Source organism: Agromyces tardus, from assembly GCF_003710805.1.
GTDB classification, from domain to species: Bacteria; Actinomycetota; Actinomycetes; order Actinomycetales; family Microbacteriaceae; genus Agromyces; species Agromyces tardus.
On sequence record NZ_RHHB01000001.1, the window covers coordinates 263,244 to 287,522 of the forward strand.

Below are 24,279 nucleotides of genomic sequence, written 5' to 3' on the forward strand. Positions count from 1 at the left end.
GGGACGGCGGGTTCCCACTGTCCGGCGCAGCCACGCGAGCAGCCCGTGGCGACATGCGCGCCGGGCAGGCAGGCTGTGCACATGGTGCCTCCCGATTCCTCGAGCGAGCGGATGCCGCGGGCCGACGTCGCCTCGCTCCGCATTCCGCGGCCCGACGGCGCGGTGATCGCGGCCGAGCTCATCGGCCCGCCGCGGCATCCGCTCGTGCTGCTCGTGGCCGGCAGCGGGACGTCGATGGATTGGTGGCGGCCGGAGTTCTGCGACCTGCTCGTCGATCGCGGCCTGCGGGTGGCGCGCTACGACCAGCGCGGTATGGGGCAGACGACGCTCGGGCCGCCGGGTGCGCGGCGCGACGGGCTGGCGGTCGCGGTCGGCGATGCCATCGCGGTGCTCGATGCTGCCGGCGCACGCGACGCGCACTGGGTCGGGTTCTCGAGCGGCGGATGGGTGTGCCAGAACGCCGCGCTCGACCACGCCGAACGGGTGCGGGCGCTGACGCTCGTGTCGACGAATCCGACCATGTTCGATGCCGATGCCGACCTGCCCGGTGCGGCGGCTCGCCTTCGTGCGGCGTGGGCGAATCCGCGTCCCGACCCCGACTGGAGCGACCCCGCCGCCGTGGTCGAGTATCACGTCGACATCGACCGGCACTACGCGGGCCACGAGTTCGACGAGGCGCACGACCGCGCGATCTGGAGCGACACGGTGCGCCGGTCGCCGGGCATGCATCGCGACGAGGAGGGAACGGTCGAGTTCGAGGATGCTCCGCGCTGGCGCGAGCGGCTCGGCGAGATCCGCGTGCCGACGACCGTGGTGCACGGCACCGCCGACCCGATGTTCCCGATCCCCAATGGCGAGGCGCTCGCGCGCGACATCGCCGGCGCCCGGTTCGTGCCCGTGCCCGGTGGCGGGCACGAACTGCCGCCGAAGGCGTGGTCGTTCGTGGTGGAGGCGGTTGCCGGCGCGTAGCGGCTCGAAGTGCGCGCAGGCGCGCTGCACGACAGTTCGGCGGTTCGGATGCCCGCGACCGGCGCAGACCGGACGATGTATCGCCCGGCGAACCGCATGGTCCGCCGGGCGCGCTACGTCAGTCCCGGGCGAGGATCGAGTAGAGACGACGGCGCGCCTCGTCGAGGATGTCGACCGCTTCCGTGATCTGCTCGGGCGTGCCGGTTCGGCCGACCTGCGCGGCCGCCTGGGCGAGCTCCATGCCGGCCTTCGCGAGGGGCCCGGCGCTGCCGAAGTCGCGGCGTCCCCCACTCCCGCTGCTGCTGCTGGTGGTGGTGCCGCCGGTCGGCCACGGTGCCCGGTCAGCGGATGCCGCGGCCTCGGCCCGTCCCATCTCGGTCAGCGAATACGTCTTGCGCCCGTTCGATTCCTCGGCGCTCACCAGGCCCTCGTCGGCGAGGAGCTGGAGCGTGGGGTACACCGAGCCCGCGCTCGGCTTCCATACGCCGCCGCTGCGCTCGGAGATCTCGCTGATGATCTGGTAGCCGTGCATCGGCTTCTCGGCGAGCAGCGCGAGCACCGCCGCACGTACGTCGCCGCGGCCCATGCGCGGCGCGACCTTCTGCTCGAACATCCCGCGGAGCTGCTCCATGGCCTCCCAGAACCCCTGCCCCGGGTTGCCCTTGCCCCAATTGCTCGAGCCGCTGCCGAAGCCGCCGCTATACGAATCGCTCATGATGACCTCCTGTGACCGGGGCCCTGATCGGGTCTCTTCGATATATCAACGATATATCGCCCAGCTGTCGCGCTGGTCGTGAATTGTCTGGGAACCTCGAGAGCAGAACGCTGGGTTGCAGCGGGTCGGCTACGCGGTGCGGGTCAGTCGTTCGACCAGGATCACCGCACGCGACAGTTGCACGCTGCGCGCCTGGCCAGCTGCGAAGCGCACGAGTCCGAACGGCGCCCGAAGATCGAGCTCGTCGACGACGTGCGAGCCGGCGCCGTCGGCGGTGATGTCGTAGCGGTAGCGCATGCGCACACAGCCGGGGCTGCGCACGTCACCGCCGACTGTCAGCTTGGCCGGGTCGCCGTCATCGCGGCGCAGTGTCACCCGGATGCGGTTGTCGAGGTGACGCCCGAACGGCAACGGGAATCGCTCGACCGCGGTGTAGTGCGTGGTGCCAGCGGCGTCGGCGATGTCGCGCACCTCGACGACGAGCGGCGACAGGCCCACGTAGTTGCGGGGGTCGGCGAGGTGGCCGGCGATGATGTCAGGCTCGAGGGGTAGGTCGAACTCGTGGCGGATGATTCGGCGGGGCATGCGGTCCTCTCGTGGCACCACCGTAGTGGGGTTGGGCCGAGGGCCGAGCGGATGCCGCGTCGGAGCTCGAGTTCCAGGCGAGCCGGGCCGCGAAGCACCGCGATGCTAGAGCTCAGCGGTGAGCCCGCCGTCGATGATGACGTCCGCGCCAGTGATGTTGCCCGCGACGCGGTCGCTCGCGAGGAAGGCGACGAGCGCGGCGACCTCCTCGGGCGTCGTGAACCGGCCGGTGACCATGGATGCCTCGGCACCCGCGACCACGTCAGCCCGCGAAGCGCCCGCCCCGGCCGCGGAGGAGACTGTCGCCGCCACTCCTCCGTCGCCGAGCCACAGTTCGGTCGCCACGGGACCCGGGCTCACGGTGTTGACCCGGATGCCGTCTCGACCGACCTCCTTCGACAGCGACTTCGAGAAGTTCACGAGCGCAGCCTTCGCGGCGCTGTAGTCGATAACGACCGGATCCGGGAGCTTCGCGTTGACCGATGCGACGGTCACGACGGCGCCGCGGCGGGCCGCTCGCATCGGCACGAGGGCGGCTCGTGTCATCCGGATCGCGGTCAGCGCGTCCAGCTGGAACGTGCCGATCCATTCCTCGTCGCTGACGGAGGCGAAACCGCCCGTGCGTGGACGCACCCCGCCCACGTTGTTCACCAGGATGTCGAGTGTCCCGAGCGTTGCCGCCTGCCCGACGAGCGTTTCGGCGACGGCCGGATCGGTGAGGTCGGCGGCCACCGGCATCACCGCCTCGCTCTCCGCGAGCTGCAGCAGCGCCGGCGTGAGCGTGCGGGATGCCGCGAGCACGCGTGCGCCCTCGGCCACGAGCGTCGAGGTCACGGCGAGCCCGATCCCACGTCCGGCGCCCGTGACGATCGCGACCGCGCCGTCCAGCGCGAGGTCCACGTCAGAGCCCCTGAGCCGTGAGCCACGCGAGCACGGCGTCGGCGACCTCGCCCCACCCGCCGTCGATCGTGAGCGAATGCCCGCGTCCCTCGAACTGCTCGAGCTCGTTGACCGTCATCGCATCCCGGTACTGCTTCAGCGTCGACCGCGTGACGACATCGGGGACGGTGTGGTCGGCGGTGCCGGAGATGAGCAGCAGCGGACCACGCGGATGGCGCTGGGTGTCGACCGCGGCAGGCGAGTGCATCTGGAAGTTCGCCGCGGCCGCTTGGAACAGCGGACGGGCCGGCGAGGGGATCGTCCACCGCTCGTACAGCGCATCCGATTCCTCCTCGCTGACCGCGTTGCCGAACCCGTAGCGGAACTGCGGCTTCGTGAGCGACACCGCCTTGTGCAGGTTGGCGGGGTTGCCGAGCGCGGGGAAGCCCGACCGCAACTGTGAGAGCGGCAGCGGCAGCACGCCCTTGATCTGGGCGGGATCGATCGCGACGGCGCCCGCGCCGACGCCCTCGCCGAGGAGCTTCTCCGCGATGAGGCCGCCGAACGAGTGCCCGATGAGGATCGTCTCGTCGCCGAGTCGGTTCGCGACCTCTGCGAAGTGTGCGGCCGCTTCGTCGATGCCGATGTCGGCCACCGCATCCGGATTCGCGCGTGCACCCTCGACGGTCTCGGCCTCATTCGGCCAACCCGGAGCGACGGGGTCGTAGCCCGCTGCGCGGAACTTCTCGATCCACGGCTCCCAACTCGTGGCGTGCAGCCACAGGCCGTGGATGAAGACGACGGGACGGTTCTCGGCCATGTCCAGGCTCCTTGCGCTCGGGGGATGAGATCAGCACACACCCGCCGCACCCCTCTCGTCCAAGACCGATCGGACGCAGATCGATAACCGATCTTGCATGGATCGCCGCAGACGGGCACGCTTCGAGGGGGAGGAGGGCGGATGGACCTCGATCTGCGGTCGGTGCGCTACTTCGTCGCGGTGGCCGAGGAACTGCACTTCGGACGCGCCGCCGCGAAGCTGCACATCAGCCAGCCCGCGCTCTCGAAGCAGATCCGCCGTCTCGAGTCCGACCTCGGCTTCCGGCTCTTCGCACGCGACAGCCGGCACGTCGCGCTCACCGCCGAGGGCGTGCGATTCCTGCGCGATGCGCGGGTGCTGCTCGCGCAGGCGGTGCGGATGACGCGTCCAGACGATCCCGGCATCCGCATCGCGCACATCTTCGACCTCGACGCGAGCCGCATCATCGCCGATGCCTTCTCGGATCGGTTCCCCACGGTCCCGGTGATCGCGAGTTCGATGGACAGTCAGCACCAGTTCGACGCGCTGCTCAACGGGTTGCTCGACGTCGCGATCATCCGCGTCACCCCCGCCATGACCGCCGACCATCCGGGCGGCTGGAAGCACCGGCTGCTGCGCCTCGAGCCGTTCTGGCTCGTCGGCCGACCCGGCGATCCGCCGGCCGAGGCGGTGTCCCTCTACGACCGCCCGCTGGAGGTCTTCGGGGATCCGACGGGGTCCGCCCTCTTCAACGTCCACGGCCAGTACCTCGCCGCCCTCGAGCACCGTCTCAGCACGTCGTTCCGCTGGCTCGGCAACCCGGGGACGTTCACCCAGTGCCTGGCCAGGATGCGACGGTCCACGGATGCCGCGTACCTCCTCGAGTTCGAGTCGTATGCGCTCCGCTACCGCCAGAAGGGGATGCCGATCCACCGCCCCGAAGAGCTGCAGCCGCTGTATCCGTGGTCGATCGCGTGGCGCGACGAGCCGCTCAGCCCGGCGGTCGGCGGGTTCCTCGAGGCGGCCGCCGAGCAATCCGCCGAACGGGAGTGGCTCTACCCGGAGGCCGTCGGCCCGGCGTGGCAGCCCGACGGGGCGTGACCACGTCGAACTCGACCGGCGATCACAGCGAGCCGGTCTGCCGAGGGGTGCTGCCGATCCGCAGGTCCCTCCAGCCGAACCCGCCGGGCTCGGGCAACGCGCTGCGGATCTGCTCGGCCGTGAACCTTCGCCGCGGCCGAAGGTCGTCGGGCGCGGATGCCGCGGGCGGCGCGGCATCCGTCGCGCCCTCTGCCAGCATCCGCGCCGTTCGACAGTCGCTAAACATTGTATGATTACTATTACCGAATCCTAAGGGAGCACGCCATGGCCGACATCGCAACGCTCGTGCGTTCGGCTCGTCGCAGCCGGGGACTGACGCAGCGTGAACTCTCCGCGCGTTCACGCTTGGCTCAGCCGCGCATCGCGCTCACCGAGAAGCGCCGTGAAGACCCTCGGTTCGGCACAGCGATCCGGCTTCTTGCGGGGGCAGGTCATCGGCTCTATGCGGCACCCACGACGCGAGACGATGTCGCGACGATCGCTGCCGACATCCGGTATGCGGTGCAGGCCGATGACGCGCAGCTCGCGCTTCGGCACCTCATTCAGATGAATGACAACCTGGTCGCCGAGCGCGGTCTCCTGCGAGGCATCCTTGCCGTCACCGAACCCGAGTCGACCGGCTCGAAGACGTGGGATGCCGCGATCGCCGCGCTGGTCGCCTACCGCCTCAATCAAGACGGGGTCCCCCTCCCCGAGTGGGCGAACGAGGAGTCTCGAGTGCTGAAGCGCGCGCGACCGCTGCGAGTCGACCCCGCCGATGCGGTGCCGTCGCCGGCGGATGTCCCTCAAGAATTCCTTGACCGGGGCGTCCTGTTGTGGCGCGACACGTTGGAGAGCGTGTGACACTCTTCACACGCGACCACCTCATCGGCGGGTTGCGTGACCTCGTCCATGAGCTTCAGCGGGCGGGGCATCCGACCGGCCTGCGAATCATCGGCGGAGGTGCGCTCGCCCTTCGACACTACGACCGCCGAACGACGGCCGACATCGACGCGCTCCGTGTGAATCCAGGCGACGAGGCGACCGTCACTCGGATCGTCGAGCGCATCGCTGCTGCGCGCGGCTGGCAGAACGATTGGTTCAACTTCGAACCTGCGAATCTCGCGCCGGAGTACGGACGGCCGGTGCGCTGGGAGTCCATCCACGACGACGGACTCGTGACGATCGAGGTGGCGCCAGCCGACGCACTGCTGGCGATGAAACTGCGGGCGAACCGCCCCGGGCGCGACACCGACGACATCCGAAAGCTCCTCGCGATCTGCGGCATCGAAACGGTCGAAGCCGCTGACACACTGTTCGGAGAGTTCTATCCCGGCGATTCACTCAGCGAACGCGCATGGGGAATGGTCGAGCGGATCCTTGCCGCGGGGCGAATCGAACAGCCCAACCCGCCCGCACCGATCGAGATCTGACTCACCGTTCGTGCGGGTGGGCGCTCACCTGCTGACCCGCAGGTCCTTCCACCCGAACCCGCCGGGCTCGGGCAGCGCGCTGCGGATCTGCTCTGCCGTGAACCTGCGCTGAGGCAGCAGGTCGTCGGGCACGGATGCCGCGGGCGGCGCGGCATCCGTCACGCCCTCGGCGAGCATGCGCACCTGGGCTTTCGCGACGAGCGGCACCTTCATGGTCCACTCGGTCACCTGCGCGAGCGCGTACTGCGCCCACACCGGCCACGGCGCGACGACCACGTGACGCGCGATGCTCGACAGAACTGCTTGACATGCTTGGCTAACGAATTAGACTAAAACGTGAGATAAGCCCGATCCCTGGAGTGTCAATGCCGATCCCCTCGCCCCGCCAGCAGTCCCGTCTCGACGCGCAGCCCACCCTCGCCACCGATCGTCTCGCCATCCTCCCCGGTGACTTCCGGCTCGGCGTGTCGACCGCGGCGTACCAGATCGAGGGGGCGGCGAACGAAGGTGGCCGAGGTGCGAGCATCTGGGACACCTTCGCGCACACGCCCGGGCTCACCGCGAACGGCGACACCGGCGACGTCGCGTGCGACCACTACCACCGGTGGCGCGACGACCTCGACCTCATGGCCGATCTCGGCATCCGCGACTACCGGTTGTCGGTGTCGTGGTCGCGGCTCCAGCCGAGCGGCACCGGCGCGCTCAATCCCGTGGCCGTGGCGTTCTACCGTTCGCTCCTCGGGGGACTGCGCGAACGCGGCATCCGACCGCTCGTCACGCTGTACCACTGGGACCTGCCGCAGCCGCTCGAAGACGCAGGCGGCTGGCCGGTGCGGGCGACGGCCGAACGCTTCGCGGACTACGCCGTGCGCACGATCGACGCGCTGGGCGACCTGGCCGACGACTGGATCACGCTGAACGAACCGTGGTGCTCGGCGATCCTCGGCTACCACGCCGGCGCCCATGCCCCGGGTCGACGAAACTGGGCCGATGCGATCGCGGCCGCGCACCACCTCAACCTCGCGCACGGCCTCGCAGTGGCGGCGATCCGAGCCTCGCATCCGAGCGCCCGCGTCGGCATCGCGAACATCGTCACCGACATCCGCCCGCACTCCGACGCGGTCGACGACCTCGCCGCCGCAGCGCGGCTGGATGCCGCCAGCAACCGGGTCTTCCTCGACCCCGTCTACCTGGGCGACTACTCCGAAGAGGTACGCAACGTGCTCGGGTCGGCAGGGCTCGACGCCGCGATCCGTGCAGGCGACCTCGAGGTGATCGCCGCGCGCACCGACTTCGCGGGCATCAACCACTACCAGCGGGTGATCGCCCGGCATGACGACGAGGGCGGCCCCCTTCGGGTGCGCGAGACGCCGGCCGAACCCGCGACCACCTCGTTCGGCTGGTCGGTCATCCCCGAGTCTCTGACCGCGGTGCTCACTCGCGTGGCCCGCGAGTTCACACCGCTGCCGATCCTCGTCACCGAGAACGGGGCGAGCTACCACGACTATGTCGATCCCGATGGTGACGTCGTCGATCTCGAGCGCGTCGCGTACTTCCGCGGTTACCTCGCAGCGGTCGTCGATGCCGTCGAACAGGGCGCCGACGTGCGCGGATACTACGCGTGGTCCTTCCTCGACAACTTCGAGTGGGCCGAGGGATACGGCAAGCGGTTCGGCATGGTGTTCGTCGACTACGCCAGCCAGCGCCGCATCCCCAAGCTCAGCGCCCACTGGTACCAGCGCCTCATCGCCGAGCGGATGTCGCAGCTCGAGCCGATCGACGCGACGCGCTGACCCGGGCGAGCCCCCTGCTCGCCCTCGCACCACCCGCACATCACACTGGAGCAAAGGAAGAGGTACCTCAATGAAGAGCTACGCCAGGGCCGCACTCGCGGCCGCGACCGTCGCGGCACTCGGGCTCACCGTCAGCGGATGCACGTCCGACGCGGGTGCGACCGCCGACAACGGCCCGCTCACCGTCTGGATCATGGGCGACTCCGGCAAGAACTTCGAGCAGCTCGTCGCGCCGTGGGTCGAGGAGTCCGGAACCGAGGTCGAGGTGGTCGCGGTGCCGTGGGACGGCATCGACGAACGGCTCACGACAGCCGTGGCATCCGGTTCGGGCCCCGACGTCCTGCAGGTGGGGCTCTCGAAGCTGCGCACCTACGCCGACGCCGGCGCGCTGCTTCCCCTCGACGAGTACCTCGACGATCACCCCGCGCTCGCGGCCGAGAACTTCGCGGCCGGCATCGGCGGCGAGGCATCGGCGGTCGCGGGCGAGATCGTGAGCATCCCGTGGGTGAGCGACACCCGCGTGCTGTTCACCCGCACCGACATCCTCGCCGAGAACGGCATCGACACGCCGCCCACCACGTGGGAGCAGTTGCGCGCCGACGCGAAGACCTTGGCCGCCCGTGGAGAGGGCCAGTACGGCTACTACATCCCGCAGTGGGACAGCCCGCTTCCCGTCGTCATGACCTGGTCGAACGGCGGCGACATCATCGACGCCGACGGCAACGTCGACTTCGACACTCCCGAGTTCGCCGAGGCGGTCGACCTCTACACCGGGCTCTACGCCGACGGCAGCGTGCCCACGAACGGCGACTTCGACCAGACGCAGGGATTCATCTCGGGTGTCGCACCGATGCTCATCAGTGGGCCGTACCTCGCGAAGTCCATCGCCGACAGCGCCCCCGAGCTCGACGGTAAGTGGCAGGTGACGACGGTGCCCGAGGGCTCCGCGTCGGCGACCTCGCTGTTCGCGGGCTCGAACCTCGCGGTCTGGCACAACACGACCCAGGTCGACGCATCGCTCGAGCTCATCGAGTACCTCTCGCAGCCCGAGACCCAGCTCGAGTGGTACTCCATCAACGGCGAGCTTCCCACCGCGGTCGATGCGCTCGAGAACGAGGAGTTCCTGAGCGACCCGCTCGTCGCGGTCTACTCCGAGCAGCTCGCGGATGCCCGCATCCTCCCGCTCGTGCCGAACTGGGACGGCGGCGTCGGGGCCGACCTGCTCACCGCCCTCAACTCGATCGCGCTGAACGGCGAGGACCGGGACACCGCGCTCGAGACGCTCTACAGCAAGACCGAGGGCGTCTCGATCAACTGACCCGGCCGGGCGTCGCCGCAGCACCTGCGGCGGCGCCTGCCCGAGCGGATGCCTCGAGCCCCGCCCGACCGCCCCGACCCCCCGTCACCCCCCCCGAGAGGAGGCACATGCGCACCGCGAAGCTCACGCCCTACGCCTTCGTCACCCCCGCGATGGTGCTGCTCATCGCCTTCGGCGTCCTGCCGCTCATCGTCGCCCTCGCCGTGAGCTTCACCGATATGGACATCTCGGGCCTCGCGAACTGGAGCAACGTCGAGTTCGCCGGGCTCGACAACTACGAGCGGCTCGTCGCCGATCCCGACTTCTGGCAGGCGTTCGGCAACACGGTCTTCTTCGCCGTCATCGGCGTGCCGACGGTGGTGCTCGTCTCGCTCGGCGTGGCCCTGTTGCTGGCGCGCAGCGAGGCACCGTTCTACCGGGCGCTCCGCTCGTTCTACTTCATCCCCGCGATCACCGGCATCGTCGCGATTTCGCTCGTGTGGGGCTACCTCTACAACACCCAGTTCGGGCTGTTCAACTGGTTGCTCTCGCTCGTGGGCGTCCCGCCCGTGCAGTGGCTCTCCGACCCGTTGCTCGCGAAGTTCTCGGTCGCGTTCGTGGCGATCTGGCGTGGCACCGGGCTCAACATCATCATCTTCCTCGCGGCCCTGCAGGGCGTGCCGAAGGAGTACACCGAGGCGGCCGCGCTCGACGGCGCGGGCTCCTGGCGCACGACCCGGTCGATCGTGATCCCGCTCCTGCGCTTCGCGATCTTCTTTGTCACGGTCACCACGATCATCGCGTGGCTGCAGTTCTTCGACGAGCCGTTCGTGCTCACCGACGGCGGCCCGTTGGGCGCGACGACGTCGATGTCGATCTTCCTCTACAAGGAGGGGTTCCGCCTGAACCAGTTCGGCTATGCGAGCGCGGGCTCGGTCGTGCTCTTCGTGATCATCGCGCTCGTCACCATGCTGCAACTTCGACTGAGGAGGCCGGATGTCGAGTACTGACGTGCGCCCGACGGCATCGCCCGTTCCCGTGCCAGAATCCGATCCCGCTTCCGACGCTCCGATCCGACGGATGCCTCCGGCTCCGCCGCTTCGCGCCACCCGGCCCGGCCGTCGTAGCGGCCGTCGCCTCACGATCGCCGTGGGCGCCGCCCTCGCGGTGGGTGCGCTCATCACCGCGTTCCCGTTCGTCTGGATGCTGTTCTCCTCGGTGAAGCCGCAGAGCGAGTCGATCGACTACCCGCCGAAGCTGCTGCCCCAGGAGCCGACCTTCGAGTACTACGTGCGCCTGTTCACGGAGCTCGACTTCGGCCGCTACCTCGTGAACACGCTCATCGTCGTGGCGATCGGCGCCGTCGGACTGCTGTTCATGGCGATGGCGGGCTTCGCGTTCGCGAAGTACGACTTCCGCGGCAAGGGCGGGCTGTTCTTCCTCGTGATCGCCACGATGATGATCCCGGTGCAGGTCACGATGATCCCGACGTACCTGATCCTCAACGGGTTCAAGCTCACCAACACCCTCGTCGGCATCGCCCTGCCGACGCTCGTGAGCGGGTTCGGCATCTTCCTGTTCCGGCAGTTCATGGTGACGATACCCACCGAGATGCTCGAGGCCGCCCGTATCGACGGCGCGGGGGAGATCCGCACGTTCCTGACCATCGTGCTGCCGATGTCGAAGCCGATCCTCGCCGTGCAGGCCGTGCTCACGTTCATCGCGGGCTGGAACAGCTTCCTCTGGCCGCTCATCATCGCGAGCGACCAGAAGCTCTACACCCTGTCGGTGGGCCTCGCCCTGCTCAACCAGCAGCTCGCGGTGAATCCGTCGCTGCAGATGGCCGCGGCCTCGGTGATGGTCGTGCCGATCCTCATCGTCTTCATCGTCTTCCAGCGCCACGTCGTACAGGGCTTCGCCCTCTCCGGCCTCAAGTGACCACCGAAGGAGCATCCGTGCCCAACCCTGCGACCCAGTCATCCGCCCGCACGTTCGCGCGTCGTCCTGCGACCTTCACCGGGTTCGTCCGGCGCGAGGGCACCGAGCTCGTCGACGGCGACGGACGGCCGCTGCTGCTGCGCGGCGTGGGGCTCGGCAACTGGCTGCTGCCCGAGGGGTACATGTGGCGGTTCGGGCCGGGTGCCGAGTCGCCGCGGGAGATCGAGGCGCTCGTCGAACGCCTCGTCGGGGCATCCGATGCCGAGGCCTTCTGGCGCGGATTCCGCGACCGGTACGTCACCGAGCACGACATCGCCGCGATCGCGGACCTGGGCTTCGATCACGTGCGCCTGCCGATCAACGCACGGGTCGTGCAGGATGCGGCCGGCCGGCCGATCGAGGGCGGGTACGCGCTCATCGACCGCCTCATCGACTGGTGCCGAGACCACCGGCTCTGGGTGCTGCTCGACCTGCACGGCGCACCCGGTGGCCAGACCGGCACGAACATCGATGATTCGCCGAACAACCTGCCGGAGCTGTTCATGGAGGAGCGGTACCGGCGGCAGACGATCGAGCTCTGGCGCGAGCTCGCGCGTCGCTACCGCGACGAACCCGTCGTGCTCGGCTACGACCTGCTGAACGAACCACTGCCCAACGAGTGGCAGCATCGCTACGCCGACGAACTCGCCGAGCTCTACCGCGACCTCACCGCGGCGATCCGCGAGATCGACCAGCGCCACCTCGTCATGTACGAGGGGTCGCACTGGGCCACCAACTGGAGCATCTTCACCGACGTGTGGGACGAGAACTCGGCGCTGCAGTTCCACAAGTACTGGTCGCCGGCGGATGTCGCGAGCATCGCGCCGTTCCTCGAGGCACGCGAGCGCCTCGGGCTGCCGATCTACATGGGCGAGGGCGGGGAGCACAACCTCGAGTGGCTGTACGCGGCGTTCCGCCTCTACGAGGCGCACGGCATCGGCTGGAACCTGTGGCCGTGGAAGAAGCTCGACACGCTCACCTCGCCCGCGTCGGTGGTCGCTCCCGAGCGCTGGGACGATGTGATCGCGAGCATCGGCGGCGAGTCACGGCTCACACGGGACGAGGCGCGAGCCGTGTTCGATGAGCTGCTCGACGCCATCGCGATCGACCGCTGCATCTTGCGCCCAGAGGTGGTCGCCGCCGTCACGGGCGATCGGCCGGTGGTGATTCCCGCCTGGGCCTACGGGTTCGACGGGGCGGGCGAGTCCTTCGGTGGGGCCGCCGAGCCCACGGGCGATCCCGCAGTGGATCGCGCGCTGGACTCCGCGTTGGATCCCGCGGTTGCGAACCTCCGGGCGGGCGACCGGGTCGCGTTGCGCTTCGCCACCCACGGGCCGCACCCCGACAACCCGTTCGAGCATCGGGCCGGAGGGCCCTTCCGCGCCGACGAGCGGATCGTCGTCGACCTGGCGCCGGGCGAGTGGCTCGTCTTCGATCTCGGCGGCGAGACGGATGCCGCGGAGTACACGCCCCTCGGACCCGACCGGGAGCCCGTTCCCGCCACGATCGAGCGCGTTGCCCGCGGCATCCGCGTGACCGCCGATGCCGCTATGACACTCGCCTGGATCGTCGCCGATGGCGCCGAGTACCCGTTGGTAGCGTTGGACGATCATGAGCATGCCCACTCCGCCTGACGGCGAGCGGCGACTGGGGCGGCAGTCGCCCACGATCAAGTCGTTGCGGGTGCAGAACCGCTCGGCGGCACTCACGCAGCTCATCACCGACGGCAGCGCCACTCGCGCCGAGATCGCCACGGCGAACGGCCTGTCGTCGGCCTCGGCGACCAACATCGTGGGCGACCTCATCGCCGAGGGGCTCATCGCCGAGACGGGACTGCTCGCCTCGCAGGGCGGGCGTCCGACCTCGCTGCTCGAGCCCGTCGCCGACGGGGCCTACTTCATCGGCGCCGACGTGGGTGAGCGCGGCGTCGCGGTCGAGATGTTCGACCTCACGATGCACCGCGTCGACCAGGAGTTCCGCGGCGGTCGCTTCGAGGAGTCGCCCGACGCGATCGGGCGCGATCTCACCGACGCGGTCGAGGCGCTTCGCCTGCGCAACCTCGGCCGCTGGTCGCGGGTCGTCGGCGTGGGACTCGGCCTTCCGGGCATCGTCGAGACGGATGCGGCCGGCGCGCAGACGCTCTACGCCGAGAGCCTCGGCTGGCCACCCGTGGCGGTGCGACCGCTGCTCGGCCACGACCTGCCGCTCATCGCCGAGAACGGGGCGAAGACGCAGGCGAAGGCGGAGCAGTGGTTCGGTGCTGCACGCGGCGTGCAACATGCCGTCGTGGCACTGCTCGGGCGCGGCGTCGGTCTCGGCGTCATCGCCGGCGGCGAGGTGTACCGCGGCCACGCGAGCAGCGCATCCGAGTGGGGTCACGTTTCGCTTGATCGCACCGGACCGGTGTGCCGCTGCGGCCGGCGCGGATGCGTCGAGGCGTACCTCGGCGCGGGGGCGATCCTCGACCGGTGGGCGGAGCTCGGCGGTTCCTTCGAGGGCAGCGGATGGGGCGCGATCGGCAGGCTGCTCGATGCGACGGAGGCCGGCGACGCCACAGCGGGGCAGGTCGTCGACGAGGTGGTCGCGAACCTCGGGGTCGCCCTGGGCGGGCTCGTGAACCTCTACAACCCCGAGCGCGTGATCATCGGAGGCTGGGTCGGCATTCGCCTGATGGAGCGGCTCAGTGAACGCATCGAGTCCACCGCCAAGGCGGCCGCACTGCGCAGGCCGGCCGAACAGTTCACCCTGCTGCCCTGCACGTTCGGCGGCGACACCGTGGCGATCGGCGCCGCGGTGATGCCCCTCGAGTCCCTCATCGCAGCGCCGCTCGCGGCCGAGCAGAGTCGTGCGGCGCGGTCGGCGGGCTGAGGGGAGTTCGCTCCGGGCGGATGTCTGGCGATCCTGAGCCGTGCTACTCGTCTTGAGCCGCGAGCTGTGCTTCGCGCTCCTGCTTTTCCGCGATGAGTCCAACGTGCGCGTCTTGGTAGTCGACGCAGGTCGCCTCCGTGTCGGCTCCCAAGCCGAGTTGATATCGGACCTCCTGCGCCGCAGCCTGCGATTCCGTGCCGTCCGGCCAGACGGCGTAGTAGGCCGTCTGATAATCCGGGGTGTTCACGATCGAACTGAGCGTACCGAGCGCGGCGATGTCGAAGTCGCGTAGCACCGTGATCTCGTCGGAGACCTCGTCGGGCCAGAGGTGGTACTCATCGTCGAAAAGCTCGATCTGGACGCGCACGGAGTCCATCTGCGCCTGGGCGGCGGCCTACACGGCCGCCGGGTCTGGTGCCCCCCCATTGAGAAACTCATCCTCGGCCGCTCTAAAGGCAGCAGTCAGGGCGTCGGCTGTTGCGTTCGTCGGGCAGACAATGCTGAGGTACCGCTCGGCCACGTCCTCCGGCGTGACGGAGACTGGCCCCGGATCGATCGTCGGTGTGGGGGATGGCGACGGAGTGCAGCAGGTCGTGCTGGACTCGGCGCGGGGTGAGGCAGCGCACCTGGAGGGGGGTGGGCTTCTCGCCGACGCCGACGGTGGCGACACCAGGGACGGGCCCTGTCGGATCTTCATGCGCGGTGTTGGTGATGAGCTATGACCCCTTCGTCGTGGAAGAGTTCGCGGACCGGTTGCCCGAGTCGAGGGGGGCGACCGCGGCCGGGGGGCTCTGACGCAACCATGGATCGAGTTGGTGATGTCAGTGCCTCAGAATGTGTGCCGATGCGGGGAGAACCTGCGGCACGATATGTCCATGACTGCGTCTGACTTTGAAGCAAGCAACTCGGTGTATGGCACTGTCGCGGCCCGCCGATTGCAGTGGGACAACCTGTTATGGCAGGTGCCCGTTCTTAGCCTTACTGCGCAGGCGTTCCTCTTCACAATCGCACTCGGCGGCGATACGGCGACGCTTGCTCGACTGGTGGCCTGCTCCCTGTCGCTACTGGTGACGATCCTGACGGTGGGTCTGATGGGGCGCCATCGTCAGGCTGAGCTCACAGATGCTCACCTCTTGCGGGACTTGGAAGCCGATTTTCCGGAGGCGCTGCGTATCCACGGCGAGCCCTGGAGGAAGCGTCGGAACGAGACCCGGATAGACGCGGGTTTGCTCGATCGAGTCATCCCCATGTGGCCGATGTACAAGGCTTGGACCTACGGTCTATTGTTCTTCGGTGCCGCCGCGATCGGGGTGGCGGTCGTCGCCGTCGCCTGGCCGGATCTCCTGCAAGGCGCGTCGGGACCGTAGGTGTAGTCAGCGGTGATGCTGCGACGGGCGAGCTGAAGGCTCGCAGTCTTCCTTCGGCGAACAGAAGTACCTCAGCCGCGGACGACGGGGCATCCGTCACGCCCTCGGCGAGCATGCGCACATTTCCTGCAGAGCTGTGGCTCCGCGCCATTGAGCCGGACGATTGGCGCGACAACCTTATCGAAACAGGCGGGGTTGCTTCGACGGAATAGGTCAATCTTGGCTTGGTCCTTCATTATCGAAGCGAGCGATCGCATCGAGGATCTCCTCCATCGTGAGCGTTGCCCCCTCGTCGCCCATCACCTCTGGGTCGACTGACTCGCCGACTGGGACTTGATCGTCCACGAAGGCCTCGTCGGCGGCTTCGCCGTCGTCCTCGCTCAGGCCGTCCATGTCAAGCGCCACCGCCGTGACATCCTCACTAACCCCTTCGTAAGCGAGGAACTCGGCCAGTGATTCTCGGTCATCGTCTTCGAGAGTCAGGACAAGAGGGATAGTGGCTTGGAGCAGGTCCGCCATCAGAAGATTCGATCGTGTCTGGCGCGTTCCTGTTGCGGTTCTGAAATCGACCGTCACGCGACCCGTGGGGGACTTGACCTTTGCCTTCTCGACTCCTGTTGTGGTCGCACGCTGACCCGCAACCTCCGTCAGCCGGTCACCATTGATTGGACCTTCCTCGTTATGGACGATCACGAGTTCGGTTCCAGTACGGAGGGTGACCTCATCCAATGCATCGGGGTCTGCTCGTTCAATAAAGTCATCGATGCTGGGCACAGGTTGCCCCGGCCTGATTTTGGGTTCGATTTCTTCCTTCGACTCGCTGGTGAGAACGAAGTAGCTCGGTCCTTCGAGGGTTAGGAATCGGTCGCGTATCGACCACGTAAGCTCCACTGCGTCCGCACCGTCGATCGCCATCGGGTTGCCGAAGACGGCACACGCCCGCGCCTGGAGCACGTCGAGGTTAGCCTGAATGAGACGTGAGACGTTGGGGTTGGGCAGTTCGATACCAAGCTCTGTTAGGTCACGGAGCCTGACCCCCCGACCAATTCGCTGCCAGAAAGTTCGGTCGCCACTGTCCATGTAATTCAGCAAGTAGCGCAGGGAATCGAGGTTAAGCCGGCCACTGAGGTCACGAGTTCCGGGGAAATCCTCCAGTCTTCCGTCACTGCCCTCCCACACTGCTTGCAGGACGCGCGTCATCCGCGACGCCTGGACCTCTCCGAGATTCTCTGTGATCTCTTCGACAGCCGAGGCGGTGCGTGCTGTTTCTGCCTGAGCCGCGGCATCGAAACCGGACGCGACAGCCTGCGCGAACTCGACCGCTTCATCTTGAACGAAGAGCCCGCGACCACCTTGCGCCAATGCGTTGGACACCATGGTCGCAGTTGAGTCGTCCGGCTTTCGGTCGATCAACCGTTCGAGGGCCTCGGGCCCGCTCACCATTGCTTGATGCTCTGCTGCTGCGTCGCGAAGCACTCCGAGGTCGGTGTCTTTCGGACGTTGCGAGAGGTCGAGCACAAGGGGCGCATGCGCCGTTACATAGCTGATGTCTTCTGCAAGCCACTCCGGCTCATCGGTGATGCGTATGAAGACGCTGCGCTCCGTGTTGTCCCTCCACCGCAACACGAAGTCGGGCGCGAACGTGTGGTTGAAGTAGTTCGTCGACTTGACCTGAGCAGATGCGTCGAGCGCCTCGAGTTCCTTGGCTACAGCGGTCTTCACTCGGTCGACGGAATCCCGCGGCGATGGATCGGCCAGTGCTTCACGAATCATCTGCGAGTAATCGAGGGCGGTCTTAGTCATGACGACGCTTTCTCAGCTTCGTAGGCTTCGATCAGGCCACGGTGCCCGGGTGTGATCACCAACTGCTCCTGCCGCTCGGACAAGATGATTAACCAGAGTCTGCTCGCGACCTCCGACACAACGGCGTCATCGACCAACCCTTCGGCAGTGGCTTCGTCCAAATCCCCAAAGATCCGCTTGCGTTGGGCTATCACAGCAGCACGAACCGTCTCCTCGCTCGTGTGCGTGGACCACCTCGATGCAGTGTGTGGACTCCATGAGATCCACATGAAGTGGTCGCAGAACATCGCGCGGTCAAGATACGCGACATAGCACTTTGCGAGGAACTCCTCGTAATGGCCAGGAAGGTTGCTGGAGTCCGAATACATCTTGGATTCGGCATAGAACGTCTGACCGTCGAACTCGTCGTACTTGAAAAGACCGCCGAGGTCAAAGCTGAAGGTCCGACCCCCTTCAGGCCACGAGAACTCCAACTTTGGAATCGCAGCAGCATTGGGGTTCACCCATTGGGCATTGACCCGAGTTGTTGACTCCAACCACCGCTTCGCACGCCGAGCGCCGTCCGCCCCCTTAGCATGCAAAGCCTCACCCTGCATTCCGGCCATGATCCGTACCCTACTGCGGTTCAAGATGACGGTCGGTCAGGCTATGGCTTCGGGGTGTCCCGATTCCATTGTGGCGGCGGGCGGGCGGGCGAGGAGGGGCGGGTCAGTTCCACTTAACACACTCCGTCTGCGGTCGGTATGACGGTTAGTCGCCCGTGTTGGTGGAGCCGCCCGTGCCGGGCTTCGGCTTCTGGCCCTCAGTGATCCACTCGAACACCTCGTCCGGATCGGGGCGCGGTGTGGGCTTGGGCCGCGAGCGCGAAAACCTCGACGGCAAGTGGCGGGAAGACAGACGAGTTGCGATGCCGAGACCATCGTCGTTGCTCGCTACAGCCGGAATTCCAGTGCATGGAATACCCGCGCCGCCTCCGCGTTGAACTTGAGCGTACCCAACTCAAGTCCCCAGGAGGATTGGTGCCCGAAGACTTCAACCCCGAAGCCGGCGCGAGCTCGTTCGACGAGTTCCTCAGCCGGTACCTTGCGGGTGAGCAGGCGCGTCAGGCTCGGTCGATCGACCTCAGCCGGTTCCTGACCGCCCGCACGCAAGGCATCCTGCAGCAGGCAGGACGCTTCGCGCTCGAGCGCGGCCAGACCGAGCTCGACGCTCTGCACATCCTGCGCGTGATCGTCGAGGACGAGAGCGTCAAGCAGGCGATCAGCCGCATCGGCGTCGCCCCCGAGCGCATCATCACGGCGACCGAGGCGCGGCTGCCTGCGGCATCCGATGTGGCGGATATCAACGCTGCTACGATCACGCCGAGCGCAAGCCGGGCGCTGTTCCACGCGTACCAGGTGGCGCGGTCGAGCGGGTCGACGTACATCGACCCCGAGCACCTGTTCTTCGCGCTCGTGCTGGGACAGGATGCGCCGGCCGGCCAGGTGTTGGCGCGCGCAGGCGTGACCGCTGAGGCGCTCACGCAGAGCGTGCGCGAGACGGTCATGGGCGACAACGCTGACGAGGACGGGTCTCGATACGGCGCTGGCGCGCCTACTCGACGGGCGGGGGAGAGCGAGACGCCGATGCTCGACAAGTTCGGCACAGACCTCACGGCCCTCGCCGAGAACGGCGAGCTCGACCCGGTGATCGGACGCGTCGACGAGATCGAGCAGACCATCGAGATCCTCAGCCGCCGCACGAAGAACAACCCCGTGCTGATCGGCGAGGCCGGCGTCGGCAAGACCGCGATCGTCGAGGGCCTCGCCCGCGCGATCGTCGAGGAGTCCGTGCCCGAGGCGCTGCTTGAGAAGCGAGTGATCTCGCTCGACCTCCCCGGCATGCTCGCCGGCACCCGCTACCGCGGCGACTTCGAGGAGCGCCTCACCAAGACTATGGAGGAGATCGCCGCGCACAAGGGCGAGCTCATCATCTTCATCGATGAGATCCACACCGTGGTCGGCGCGGGCGGCTCGGGCGACGGCGGCACCGACGCGGGCAACATCCTGAAGCCCCGCCTCGCGCGCGGCGAGCTGCACCTCGTGGGTGCGACCACGCTCAAGGAGTACCGCACCATCGAGAAGGACCCCGCGCTCGAGCGCCGGTTCCAGCCGGTGAAGGTCGGCGAGCCCTCGATCGAGGACGCCGTGCTCATCCTGCACGGACTCAAGCCCGCCTACGAGGAGCACCACGGCGTCGAGTACACGGATGCCGCGCTGCGGGCGGCCGTCGAGCTCTCGGCCAGGTACCTCACCGACCGGGTCCTGCCCGACAAGGCCATCGACCTCATCGACCAGGCCGGGGCGCGGCTGCGCCTGCGGCTCGGCGTGAAGACGGATGTCTCCGCGCTCATCGCGCGGCTCGCCGACCTCGAGGCGGACAAGAACGCCGCCGTCGGCGCCGAGCACTACGAGGAGGCGTCGCGCATCCGTGACGAGATCTCGAAGGTGCAGGCGAAGCTCGACGAGGTGACGGCTTCCGGCCGCGCCGCGGCATCCGCTGACCCTGCCGACCGCTCGACCGTGATCGACGAGGCCGAGATCGCCGCGGTGATCTCGCGGGCCACCGGGATTCCGGTGAACCGCCTCACCGAGAGCGAGCGCGAGCGTCTCGGCGACCTCGAGGGCGAGCTGCACGCGCGCGTCATTGGCCAGGACGACGCGGTCACCGCGGTCGCGAAGGCCGTGCGCCGTAGTCGCACCGGCATGGGCGACGCCAAGCGTCCCGTCGGATCGTTCCTGTTCCTCGGGCCGACGGGTGTCGGCAAGACCGAGCTGGCGCGTGCGCTGGCGTCGTCGCTCTTCGACGACGAGCAGGCGATCGTGCGCTTCGACATGAGCGAGTTCGGCGAGCGGCACACTGTCTCGCGGCTCGTCGGCGCCCCTCCCGGCTATGTCGGTTACGACGAGGCCGGGCAGCTCACCGAGCGCGTTCGGCGCAACCCGTACTCGATCGTGCTGTTCGACGAGATCGAGAAGGCGCACCCTGACGTGTTCAACCTGCTGCTGCAGGTGCTCGACGACGGACGCCTGACCGACGGCCAGGGTCGCACGGTCGACTTCCGCAACACGGTGATCGTGATGACCTCGAACCTCGGTTCGGAGTTCCTCGCGTCGCGATCGGGTGCGCTCGGTTTCGTCGCTTCGACGGACGGCTCCGGGTTCTCGTCTGCGGATGACGTGCGCAACCGCGTCATGGGCAAGGTGCGCGAGGCCATGCGGCCCGAGTTCCTGAACCGCATCGACGAGATCGTGCTGTTCCAGAAGCTCGGCGCTGACGAGCTCTCCCAGATCGTGCGCCTCATGCTCGGCGCGACCTCGAAGCGGCTCGCCGCTCGTGAGGTCGAGTTCGAGGTGACGGATGCCGCGGTGGAGCTCCTCGCGGAGCTCGGATATGAGCCCGAGTACGGTGCCCGTCCGCTGCGTCGCGTGATCCAGCGCGAGATCGACGACCGCATCAGCGACCTGTTCGTGAGCGGTGCGCTCGGCGACGGCGAGGGCGTGCGCGTGGACGCCGCCGACGGCGCGTTCGTCGTCGTGCCGGTGCCGCGGGCGACCGTGGAGCTGCCGATCGCGGCATAGTTCCGCGGCTTCCGGCGGTACCGAGCTACCGGACGAACCGGCACGGAAGGCCCGGTCCTCATCACGAGGGCCGGGCCTTCGTCCTGCTCAGGGGAGGAGAACCCGCACCTGGTCGCTGATCTCCTGCAGGATGTCGTCGACGGTGCTGGCGACATTCGCCGGGGTCGCCATGCTGATGAACATGATCGCCGAGATGACGCGGGCGAGCGTCGCAGCGTCATCAGAGTCGACCAGGTCGTCGCGTCGCAGCACGCCGGCGATCGCCTCCTCGGTCTGGACGGTCAGCGCGAGGGCGTCGCGGTGGTGCGGCTCCTCTGGGTCGCCGAAGACGAGCTCACGAAGGTAGGTGCGCCCGTTGTCGACCTGGATGCGGTTGCACTCCACGATCGGACGGATGATCGCCATCACCGCGTCGAGTGCATCGGGGATGCTCTGGGCGGCGGCCCTTCCCTCTTCGAGCGCGTCGACGTAGCCGGAGTTCTGCACCAGCAGGAGCAGCTCGCCCTTGGTCTTGGCATAGAGGAACAAGGTGCCGGTGCCGATGTCGGCCTTCTCGGCGATCTGCTGCGTGGTCACCTCGTCGACACCGTGCTCGGCGAAGAGTTCTCGCGCCGCGGCGGTGATGCGTTCGAGCTTGGCCTGCTTGTTCCGCTCGCGTCGTCCGACCGGTGGGGTGGCCAGTGCCATGTCGGGTCCTCCAGCGATTCGATCTGACTGTGCTCAGTTACGAACATAGTCGGGGAGGACTCGGCTCTCGCGGACATACGTCAATGCCTCGGAGACCTCGTAGGCGTGGATGGCGGAGGCGAACTCCGGGAGCCCGTCCGAGAGCTTCGCGAGCTCCTCGCTGTCGAAGAAGGCCGCCCGCTCGGATGCGCCAGGGAAGCCCAGCATCAGCGAGGCGTGGAACCGCTGGTCGGCGGGGTTGTCGTGGGCGACGTTCGGTGTGTCCCAGAGCCTCTCGTTCCAGGGCATGAACACTTGGGTTCGCAACTCGGTCAGCGCGCCCGTGTTCGCGAGAGCGGGCACGAGCTCGTCGGTGAGGTGCTTGCGGAATTGTCGGCCGCCGACGCCCTCTCGTCTCCTGAGGTAGACCAGGACTCGAGCCCCGGTCTGCTCGCCAGGTCGCGCGACGTGATACCAGCGCATCGAGTTCGGCGGGCCGGCGTAGAGCAGGGTGCGCCGGAACACGTTGATCTCGTCTTCGTAGGCGAGTCGGGTCTGCTTGCGGCCACGGAGCGGCGACAGGACCGACTGGAATGTGACGTCGGCGACCCCGTCGATCCTGCGATCGGTGGGGATGGTCGTCTCGACGCCCGGTGTGGCGGGCCACAGGCCGGGGTTGATGGCGGCGAGATGGATCTGCCGGTACTCGTCCATCCCGGGGGTTGCCGAGATGATCTTCGAGTGCGGACCCTTCCAGTAGTCCATTCCCTGCTGGCGGGGCTGGTCAGTGCGCATCCAGAGCAGGATCGATGATGCGAAGGGCTTCTTCGTGTACTGGGTCCTGATGGTCATGGTCCGGTCTTTCTGGTGGTTTCGGATGCCGGTCAGCGGGCGAGGAATTCGACCGCGATGGGGGCGAACCTGTCGTGGAACTGGAAGATGCCGCCGTGTCCGGAGTCGGGGTAGATGATCAGCTCGGATCCGGCGATGCGGCGGTGCAGGTCTTCGGAGAGCACCGAGGGCACCATGCGGTCGTTGTCGCCGTTGGCGATCAGGGTGGGCTGGGTGAGCTTCGACAGGTCGGCGGGTGCCGACCGTCCCCACTTCTTGATCGCCTTCAGCTGCGTCTGGAACGCCTTCGCCGTGACCGGCGTGTCACGGTCGACGGTGCGCTCCTGGAGCCGCTTCACGAATGCCTTCGCGGCGGGCTTGCCGGTGGCGTTGCGGTTGAAGAACAGGAACTCCTTCGGGTCGGACCGGGTCAGCGCGGCACGCAGGATGTCGAAGTAGGTGGTGCCGGCGACCTTGTCGATGTCCGTGCCGCCGGCGGGGCCGGTGCCGGTGAGGATGAGCTTGCGCACCAGCTCGGGATGCTTGGCCACGAGCGCCTGGGCGATCATGCCGCCGAGCGAGAAGGAGAAGACGTCGATCTTGTCGAACCCGAGCGCGCGGATGAAGGTGTACGCGTCGTCGGCCATCGCCTCGACGGTGTCGGGCACGTCGCCGCTGGACGCGCCGACGCCGCGGTTGTCGAAGGTGATGACGTGGTGGTCCTTGGCGATCGGGTCGACGATGCGGGGATCCCAGTTGTCGAGGTTCGCGGCGAGGTGGACGAAGAAGACGACGGGGATGCCGCCCTTCGGTCCCAGCTCGCGGTAGGTGTACGTGACGTCGCCGACGTCGACGGTGCGGGCAGGCGCCTGTGCGTACGAGGTGTTGACCGGGGCGTTCGGGGTATCCGTGATGCTCATGAGCGTGCTCCTTCTGATGAGTCTCGATCCATAAAGCCGAGTACGCTCAATTATGAGTCAACTCAGTAAAGTTGTCAAGCAAGTCGCCCGGTTCATGGTGGGCGCGGCATCCGATCGGTGACCGCCATCCTCACCGCGTGGTGCGGCTTCCAGGCCTCGAAGTGGAGCGGCGAGCGTGCGATCGCGTTCGCCGAGGCATCCGCCGCCCGGGTCGAGGCGACCGACGCCGACGGTCAGGCCCGTGAGGCCCGCGTGGTCGACCTGATCATCTACGCCGAATGGGTGACCGCCACCGCGCAGGGCGACACTGCGCTCGCCGACGAGATCGAGGCCCGGTTCACGCCGCACTTCCGGGTCGCCTTCGACGCCTGGCAGGCCGACGGGGAGTCCGAGCCCGGCCCGTTCGCGATGGCCGAGTACGTGCCGCCGGGCACCGAGCAGAGCGCGGAACGCTCCGCGTACGCGGAGGCGTGCTTCGCGGACGCGCTCGAAGATACCGAGCGAGGCGACAACTATTCGCTGTTGACCGTGCTGTTCGCGCTCGTGCTCTTCCTGACCGCGATGGCCCAGCGCGACATCCACCACGTCGCCGCGTGGATCATGCTCGGGCTGGCCGGCCTCATCGCCGTGAGCGGGCTCATCGTGCTGTTCACCTTCCCGGCGCGGTTCTGACCTCT

At 67.9% G+C, this 24,279-nt stretch carries 25 protein-coding genes; 13 read left to right on the forward strand and 12 right to left on the reverse strand.

Features of this window, described 5'->3' with window-relative positions; genetic code table 11:
* Positions 1 to 81: 81 nt before the first annotated feature.
* On the forward strand, positions 82 to 969 hold the full coding sequence (locus EDM22_RS01235) for an alpha/beta fold hydrolase (protein WP_122935194.1): 888 nt from the start codon (positions 82 to 84) through the stop codon (positions 967 to 969).
* 118 nt (positions 970 to 1,087) lie between these two features.
* Here EDM22_RS01235 and EDM22_RS01240 read toward each other — a convergent pair whose 3' ends face one another.
* The 4 genes from EDM22_RS01240 to EDM22_RS01255 all read right to left on the reverse strand — a co-directional run bounded on the left by EDM22_RS01240 (position 1,088) and on the right by EDM22_RS01255 (position 3,968).
* A complete protein-coding gene (locus EDM22_RS01240) occupies positions 1,088 to 1,684 on the reverse strand; it encodes a PadR family transcriptional regulator (RefSeq protein ID WP_122935195.1) in 597 nt (198 codons plus the stop codon).
* A 129-nt stretch (positions 1,685 to 1,813) separates the two neighbouring features.
* Entirely contained in the window at positions 1,814 to 2,269 is a 456-nt protein-coding gene (locus EDM22_RS01245) for an SRPBCC family protein (protein WP_122935196.1), read from the reverse strand.
* Between the two features lie 105 nt (positions 2,270 to 2,374).
* Entirely contained in the window at positions 2,375 to 3,169 is a 795-nt protein-coding gene (locus EDM22_RS01250; protein ID WP_122935197.1) for an SDR family NAD(P)-dependent oxidoreductase, read from the reverse strand.
* Position 3,170: 1 nt separating this feature from the next.
* On the reverse strand, positions 3,171 to 3,968 hold the full coding sequence (locus EDM22_RS01255) for an alpha/beta hydrolase (protein WP_122935198.1): 798 nt from the start codon (positions 3,966 to 3,968) through the stop codon (positions 3,171 to 3,173).
* Positions 3,969 to 4,109: 141 nt separating this feature from the next.
* Here EDM22_RS01255 and EDM22_RS20135 point away from each other — a divergent pair, with 141 nt between their 5' ends.
* Positions 4,110 to 5,048: a LysR family transcriptional regulator gene (locus tag EDM22_RS20135; protein ID WP_122935199.1), complete on the forward strand. Its 939-nt coding sequence runs from the start codon at positions 4,110 to 4,112 to the stop codon at positions 5,046 to 5,048.
* A gap of 22 nt (positions 5,049 to 5,070) precedes the next feature.
* On the opposite strand, the gene EDM22_RS19380 is transcribed toward EDM22_RS20135, so the two are convergent.
* Entirely contained in the window at positions 5,071 to 5,247 is a 177-nt protein-coding gene (locus EDM22_RS19380; protein ID WP_170963958.1) for a hypothetical protein, read from the reverse strand.
* A gap of 65 nt (positions 5,248 to 5,312) precedes the next feature.
* Here EDM22_RS19380 and EDM22_RS19280 point away from each other — a divergent pair, with 65 nt between their 5' ends.
* Both EDM22_RS19280 and EDM22_RS01270 read left to right on the forward strand, forming a co-directional pair.
* Positions 5,313 to 5,891: a helix-turn-helix domain-containing protein gene (locus EDM22_RS19280; RefSeq protein ID WP_138707995.1), complete on the forward strand. Its 579-nt coding sequence runs from the start codon at positions 5,313 to 5,315 to the stop codon at positions 5,889 to 5,891.
* Positions 5,888 to 6,460, forward strand: coding sequence for a DUF6036 family nucleotidyltransferase (locus EDM22_RS01270; protein WP_122935201.1), 573 nt, complete (start codon positions 5,888 to 5,890; stop codon positions 6,458 to 6,460). Before EDM22_RS19280 ends, EDM22_RS01270 begins: the two co-directional genes overlap by 4 nt.
* A 24-nt stretch (positions 6,461 to 6,484) precedes the next feature.
* Here EDM22_RS01270 and EDM22_RS01275 read toward each other — a convergent pair whose 3' ends face one another.
* On the reverse strand, positions 6,485 to 6,736 hold the full coding sequence (locus EDM22_RS01275; protein ID WP_122935202.1) for a hypothetical protein: 252 nt from the start codon (positions 6,734 to 6,736) through the stop codon (positions 6,485 to 6,487).
* Positions 6,737 to 6,825: 89 nt separating this feature from the next.
* Between EDM22_RS01275 and EDM22_RS01280 the strand changes: the two genes are divergently transcribed.
* From EDM22_RS01280 to EDM22_RS01305, 6 genes are all read left to right on the forward strand, one after another.
* A complete protein-coding gene (locus EDM22_RS01280; RefSeq protein WP_122935203.1) occupies positions 6,826 to 8,253 on the forward strand; it encodes a GH1 family beta-glucosidase in 1,428 nt (475 codons plus the stop codon).
* A gap of 70 nt (positions 8,254 to 8,323) precedes the next feature.
* A complete protein-coding gene (locus tag EDM22_RS01285) occupies positions 8,324 to 9,571 on the forward strand; it encodes an extracellular solute-binding protein (RefSeq protein WP_122935204.1) in 1,248 nt (415 codons plus the stop codon).
* A 107-nt stretch (positions 9,572 to 9,678) separates the two neighbouring features.
* Complete coding sequence (locus tag EDM22_RS01290) at positions 9,679 to 10,560, forward strand: carbohydrate ABC transporter permease (protein ID WP_122935205.1); 882 nt, start codon at positions 9,679 to 9,681, stop codon at positions 10,558 to 10,560.
* Between the two features lie 70 nt (positions 10,561 to 10,630).
* Complete coding sequence (locus tag EDM22_RS01295) at positions 10,631 to 11,488, forward strand: carbohydrate ABC transporter permease (protein WP_122935206.1); 858 nt, start codon at positions 10,631 to 10,633, stop codon at positions 11,486 to 11,488.
* Positions 11,489 to 11,505: 17 nt separating this feature from the next.
* A complete protein-coding gene (locus tag EDM22_RS01300) occupies positions 11,506 to 13,161 on the forward strand; it encodes a glycoside hydrolase family 5 protein (protein WP_122935207.1) in 1,656 nt (551 codons plus the stop codon).
* Entirely contained in the window at positions 13,145 to 14,395 is a 1,251-nt protein-coding gene (locus EDM22_RS01305; RefSeq protein WP_122935208.1) for an ROK family protein, read from the forward strand. Before EDM22_RS01300 ends, EDM22_RS01305 begins: the two co-directional genes overlap by 17 nt.
* Before the next feature lie 43 nt (positions 14,396 to 14,438).
* Here EDM22_RS01305 and EDM22_RS01310 read toward each other — a convergent pair whose 3' ends face one another.
* Positions 14,439 to 14,762: a hypothetical protein gene (locus EDM22_RS01310; RefSeq protein ID WP_138707996.1), complete on the reverse strand. Its 324-nt coding sequence runs from the start codon at positions 14,760 to 14,762 to the stop codon at positions 14,439 to 14,441.
* A 508-nt stretch (positions 14,763 to 15,270) separates the two neighbouring features.
* Between EDM22_RS01310 and EDM22_RS01315 the strand changes: the two genes are divergently transcribed.
* Entirely contained in the window at positions 15,271 to 15,762 is a 492-nt protein-coding gene (locus EDM22_RS01315; protein WP_138707997.1) for a hypothetical protein, read from the forward strand.
* 213 nt (positions 15,763 to 15,975) lie between these two features.
* Here the strand turns inward: EDM22_RS01315 and EDM22_RS01320 are convergent, their stop codons facing one another.
* Both EDM22_RS01320 and EDM22_RS01325 read right to left on the reverse strand, forming a co-directional pair.
* Complete coding sequence (locus EDM22_RS01320) at positions 15,976 to 17,565, reverse strand: hypothetical protein (RefSeq protein WP_122935211.1); 1,590 nt, start codon at positions 17,563 to 17,565, stop codon at positions 15,976 to 15,978.
* Complete coding sequence (locus tag EDM22_RS01325) at positions 17,562 to 18,170, reverse strand: hypothetical protein (RefSeq protein WP_138707998.1); 609 nt, start codon at positions 18,168 to 18,170, stop codon at positions 17,562 to 17,564. The genes EDM22_RS01320 and EDM22_RS01325 overlap by 4 nt, the downstream gene beginning before the upstream one ends.
* Before the next feature lie 414 nt (positions 18,171 to 18,584).
* Between EDM22_RS01325 and EDM22_RS01330 the strand changes: the two genes are divergently transcribed.
* Positions 18,585 to 21,185, forward strand: coding sequence for an ATP-dependent Clp protease ATP-binding subunit (locus tag EDM22_RS01330; RefSeq protein ID WP_122935213.1), 2,601 nt, complete (start codon positions 18,585 to 18,587; stop codon positions 21,183 to 21,185).
* Between the two features lie 87 nt (positions 21,186 to 21,272).
* On the opposite strand, the gene EDM22_RS01335 is transcribed toward EDM22_RS01330, so the two are convergent.
* From EDM22_RS01335 to EDM22_RS01345, 3 genes are read right to left on the reverse strand one after another with little or no spacing between them, the layout of a single operon-like run.
* Positions 21,273 to 21,872 (reverse strand): TetR/AcrR family transcriptional regulator, encoded by a 600-nt coding sequence (locus EDM22_RS01335; RefSeq protein WP_122935214.1) that lies wholly within the window; start codon positions 21,870 to 21,872, stop codon positions 21,273 to 21,275.
* A gap of 33 nt (positions 21,873 to 21,905) precedes the next feature.
* Positions 21,906 to 22,703, reverse strand: coding sequence for a strictosidine synthase (locus tag EDM22_RS01340; RefSeq protein ID WP_122935215.1), 798 nt, complete (start codon positions 22,701 to 22,703; stop codon positions 21,906 to 21,908).
* A 32-nt stretch (positions 22,704 to 22,735) separates the two neighbouring features.
* Positions 22,736 to 23,602 carry an alpha/beta fold hydrolase gene (locus EDM22_RS01345; protein WP_122935216.1) on the reverse strand — a complete coding sequence of 289 codons (867 nt, stop codon included), beginning with the start codon at positions 23,600 to 23,602 and terminating at the stop codon, positions 22,736 to 22,738.
* A 117-nt stretch (positions 23,603 to 23,719) separates the two neighbouring features.
* Here EDM22_RS01345 and EDM22_RS01350 point away from each other — a divergent pair, with 117 nt between their 5' ends.
* Positions 23,720 to 24,274: a hypothetical protein gene (locus EDM22_RS01350; RefSeq protein ID WP_245989082.1), complete on the forward strand. Its 555-nt coding sequence runs from the start codon at positions 23,720 to 23,722 to the stop codon at positions 24,272 to 24,274.
* The last annotated feature ends 5 nt before the right edge of the window (positions 24,275 to 24,279 follow it).

Bases quoted from the DNA above. Each gene is read 5' to 3' on its own strand.
- EDM22_RS01245 (WP_122935196.1), bottom strand. From the start codon at position 2,269: ATGCCCCGCCGAATCATCCGCCACGAGTTCGACCTACCCCTCGAGCCT.
- EDM22_RS01280 (WP_122935203.1), top strand. From the start codon at position 6,826: ATGCCGATCCCCTCGCCCCGCCAGCAGTCCCGTCTCGACGCGCAGCCC.
- EDM22_RS01290 (WP_122935205.1), top strand. From the start codon at position 9,679: ATGCGCACCGCGAAGCTCACGCCCTACGCCTTCGTCACCCCCGCGATG.
- EDM22_RS01305 (WP_122935208.1), top strand. From the start codon at position 13,145: ATGCCCACTCCGCCTGACGGCGAGCGGCGACTGGGGCGGCAGTCGCCC.
- EDM22_RS01235 (WP_122935194.1), top strand. From the start codon at position 82: ATGGTGCCTCCCGATTCCTCGAGCGAGCGGATGCCGCGGGCCGACGTC.
- EDM22_RS01285 (WP_122935204.1), top strand. From the start codon at position 8,324: ATGAAGAGCTACGCCAGGGCCGCACTCGCGGCCGCGACCGTCGCGGCA.
- EDM22_RS01255 (WP_122935198.1), bottom strand. From the start codon at position 3,968: ATGGCCGAGAACCGTCCCGTCGTCTTCATCCACGGCCTGTGGCTGCAC.
- EDM22_RS01325 (WP_138707998.1), bottom strand. From the start codon at position 18,170: ATGGCCGGAATGCAGGGTGAGGCTTTGCATGCTAAGGGGGCGGACGGC.
- EDM22_RS01345 (WP_122935216.1), bottom strand. From the start codon at position 23,602: ATGAGCATCACGGATACCCCGAACGCCCCGGTCAACACCTCGTACGCA.
- EDM22_RS20135 (WP_122935199.1), top strand. From the start codon at position 4,110: ATGGACCTCGATCTGCGGTCGGTGCGCTACTTCGTCGCGGTGGCCGAG.
- EDM22_RS01315 (WP_138707997.1), top strand. From the start codon at position 15,271: ATGACTGCGTCTGACTTTGAAGCAAGCAACTCGGTGTATGGCACTGTC.
- EDM22_RS01320 (WP_122935211.1), bottom strand. From the start codon at position 17,565: ATGACTAAGACCGCCCTCGATTACTCGCAGATGATTCGTGAAGCACTG.
- EDM22_RS19280 (WP_138707995.1), top strand. From the start codon at position 5,313: ATGGCCGACATCGCAACGCTCGTGCGTTCGGCTCGTCGCAGCCGGGGA.
- EDM22_RS01240 (WP_122935195.1), bottom strand. From the start codon at position 1,684: ATGAGCGATTCGTATAGCGGCGGCTTCGGCAGCGGCTCGAGCAATTGG.
- EDM22_RS01335 (WP_122935214.1), bottom strand. From the start codon at position 21,872: ATGGCACTGGCCACCCCACCGGTCGGACGACGCGAGCGGAACAAGCAG.
- EDM22_RS19380 (WP_170963958.1), bottom strand. From the start codon at position 5,247: ATGCTGGCAGAGGGCGCGACGGATGCCGCGCCGCCCGCGGCATCCGCG.
- EDM22_RS01295 (WP_122935206.1), top strand. From the start codon at position 10,631: ATGCCTCCGGCTCCGCCGCTTCGCGCCACCCGGCCCGGCCGTCGTAGC.
- EDM22_RS01340 (WP_122935215.1), bottom strand. From the start codon at position 22,703: ATGACCATCAGGACCCAGTACACGAAGAAGCCCTTCGCATCATCGATC.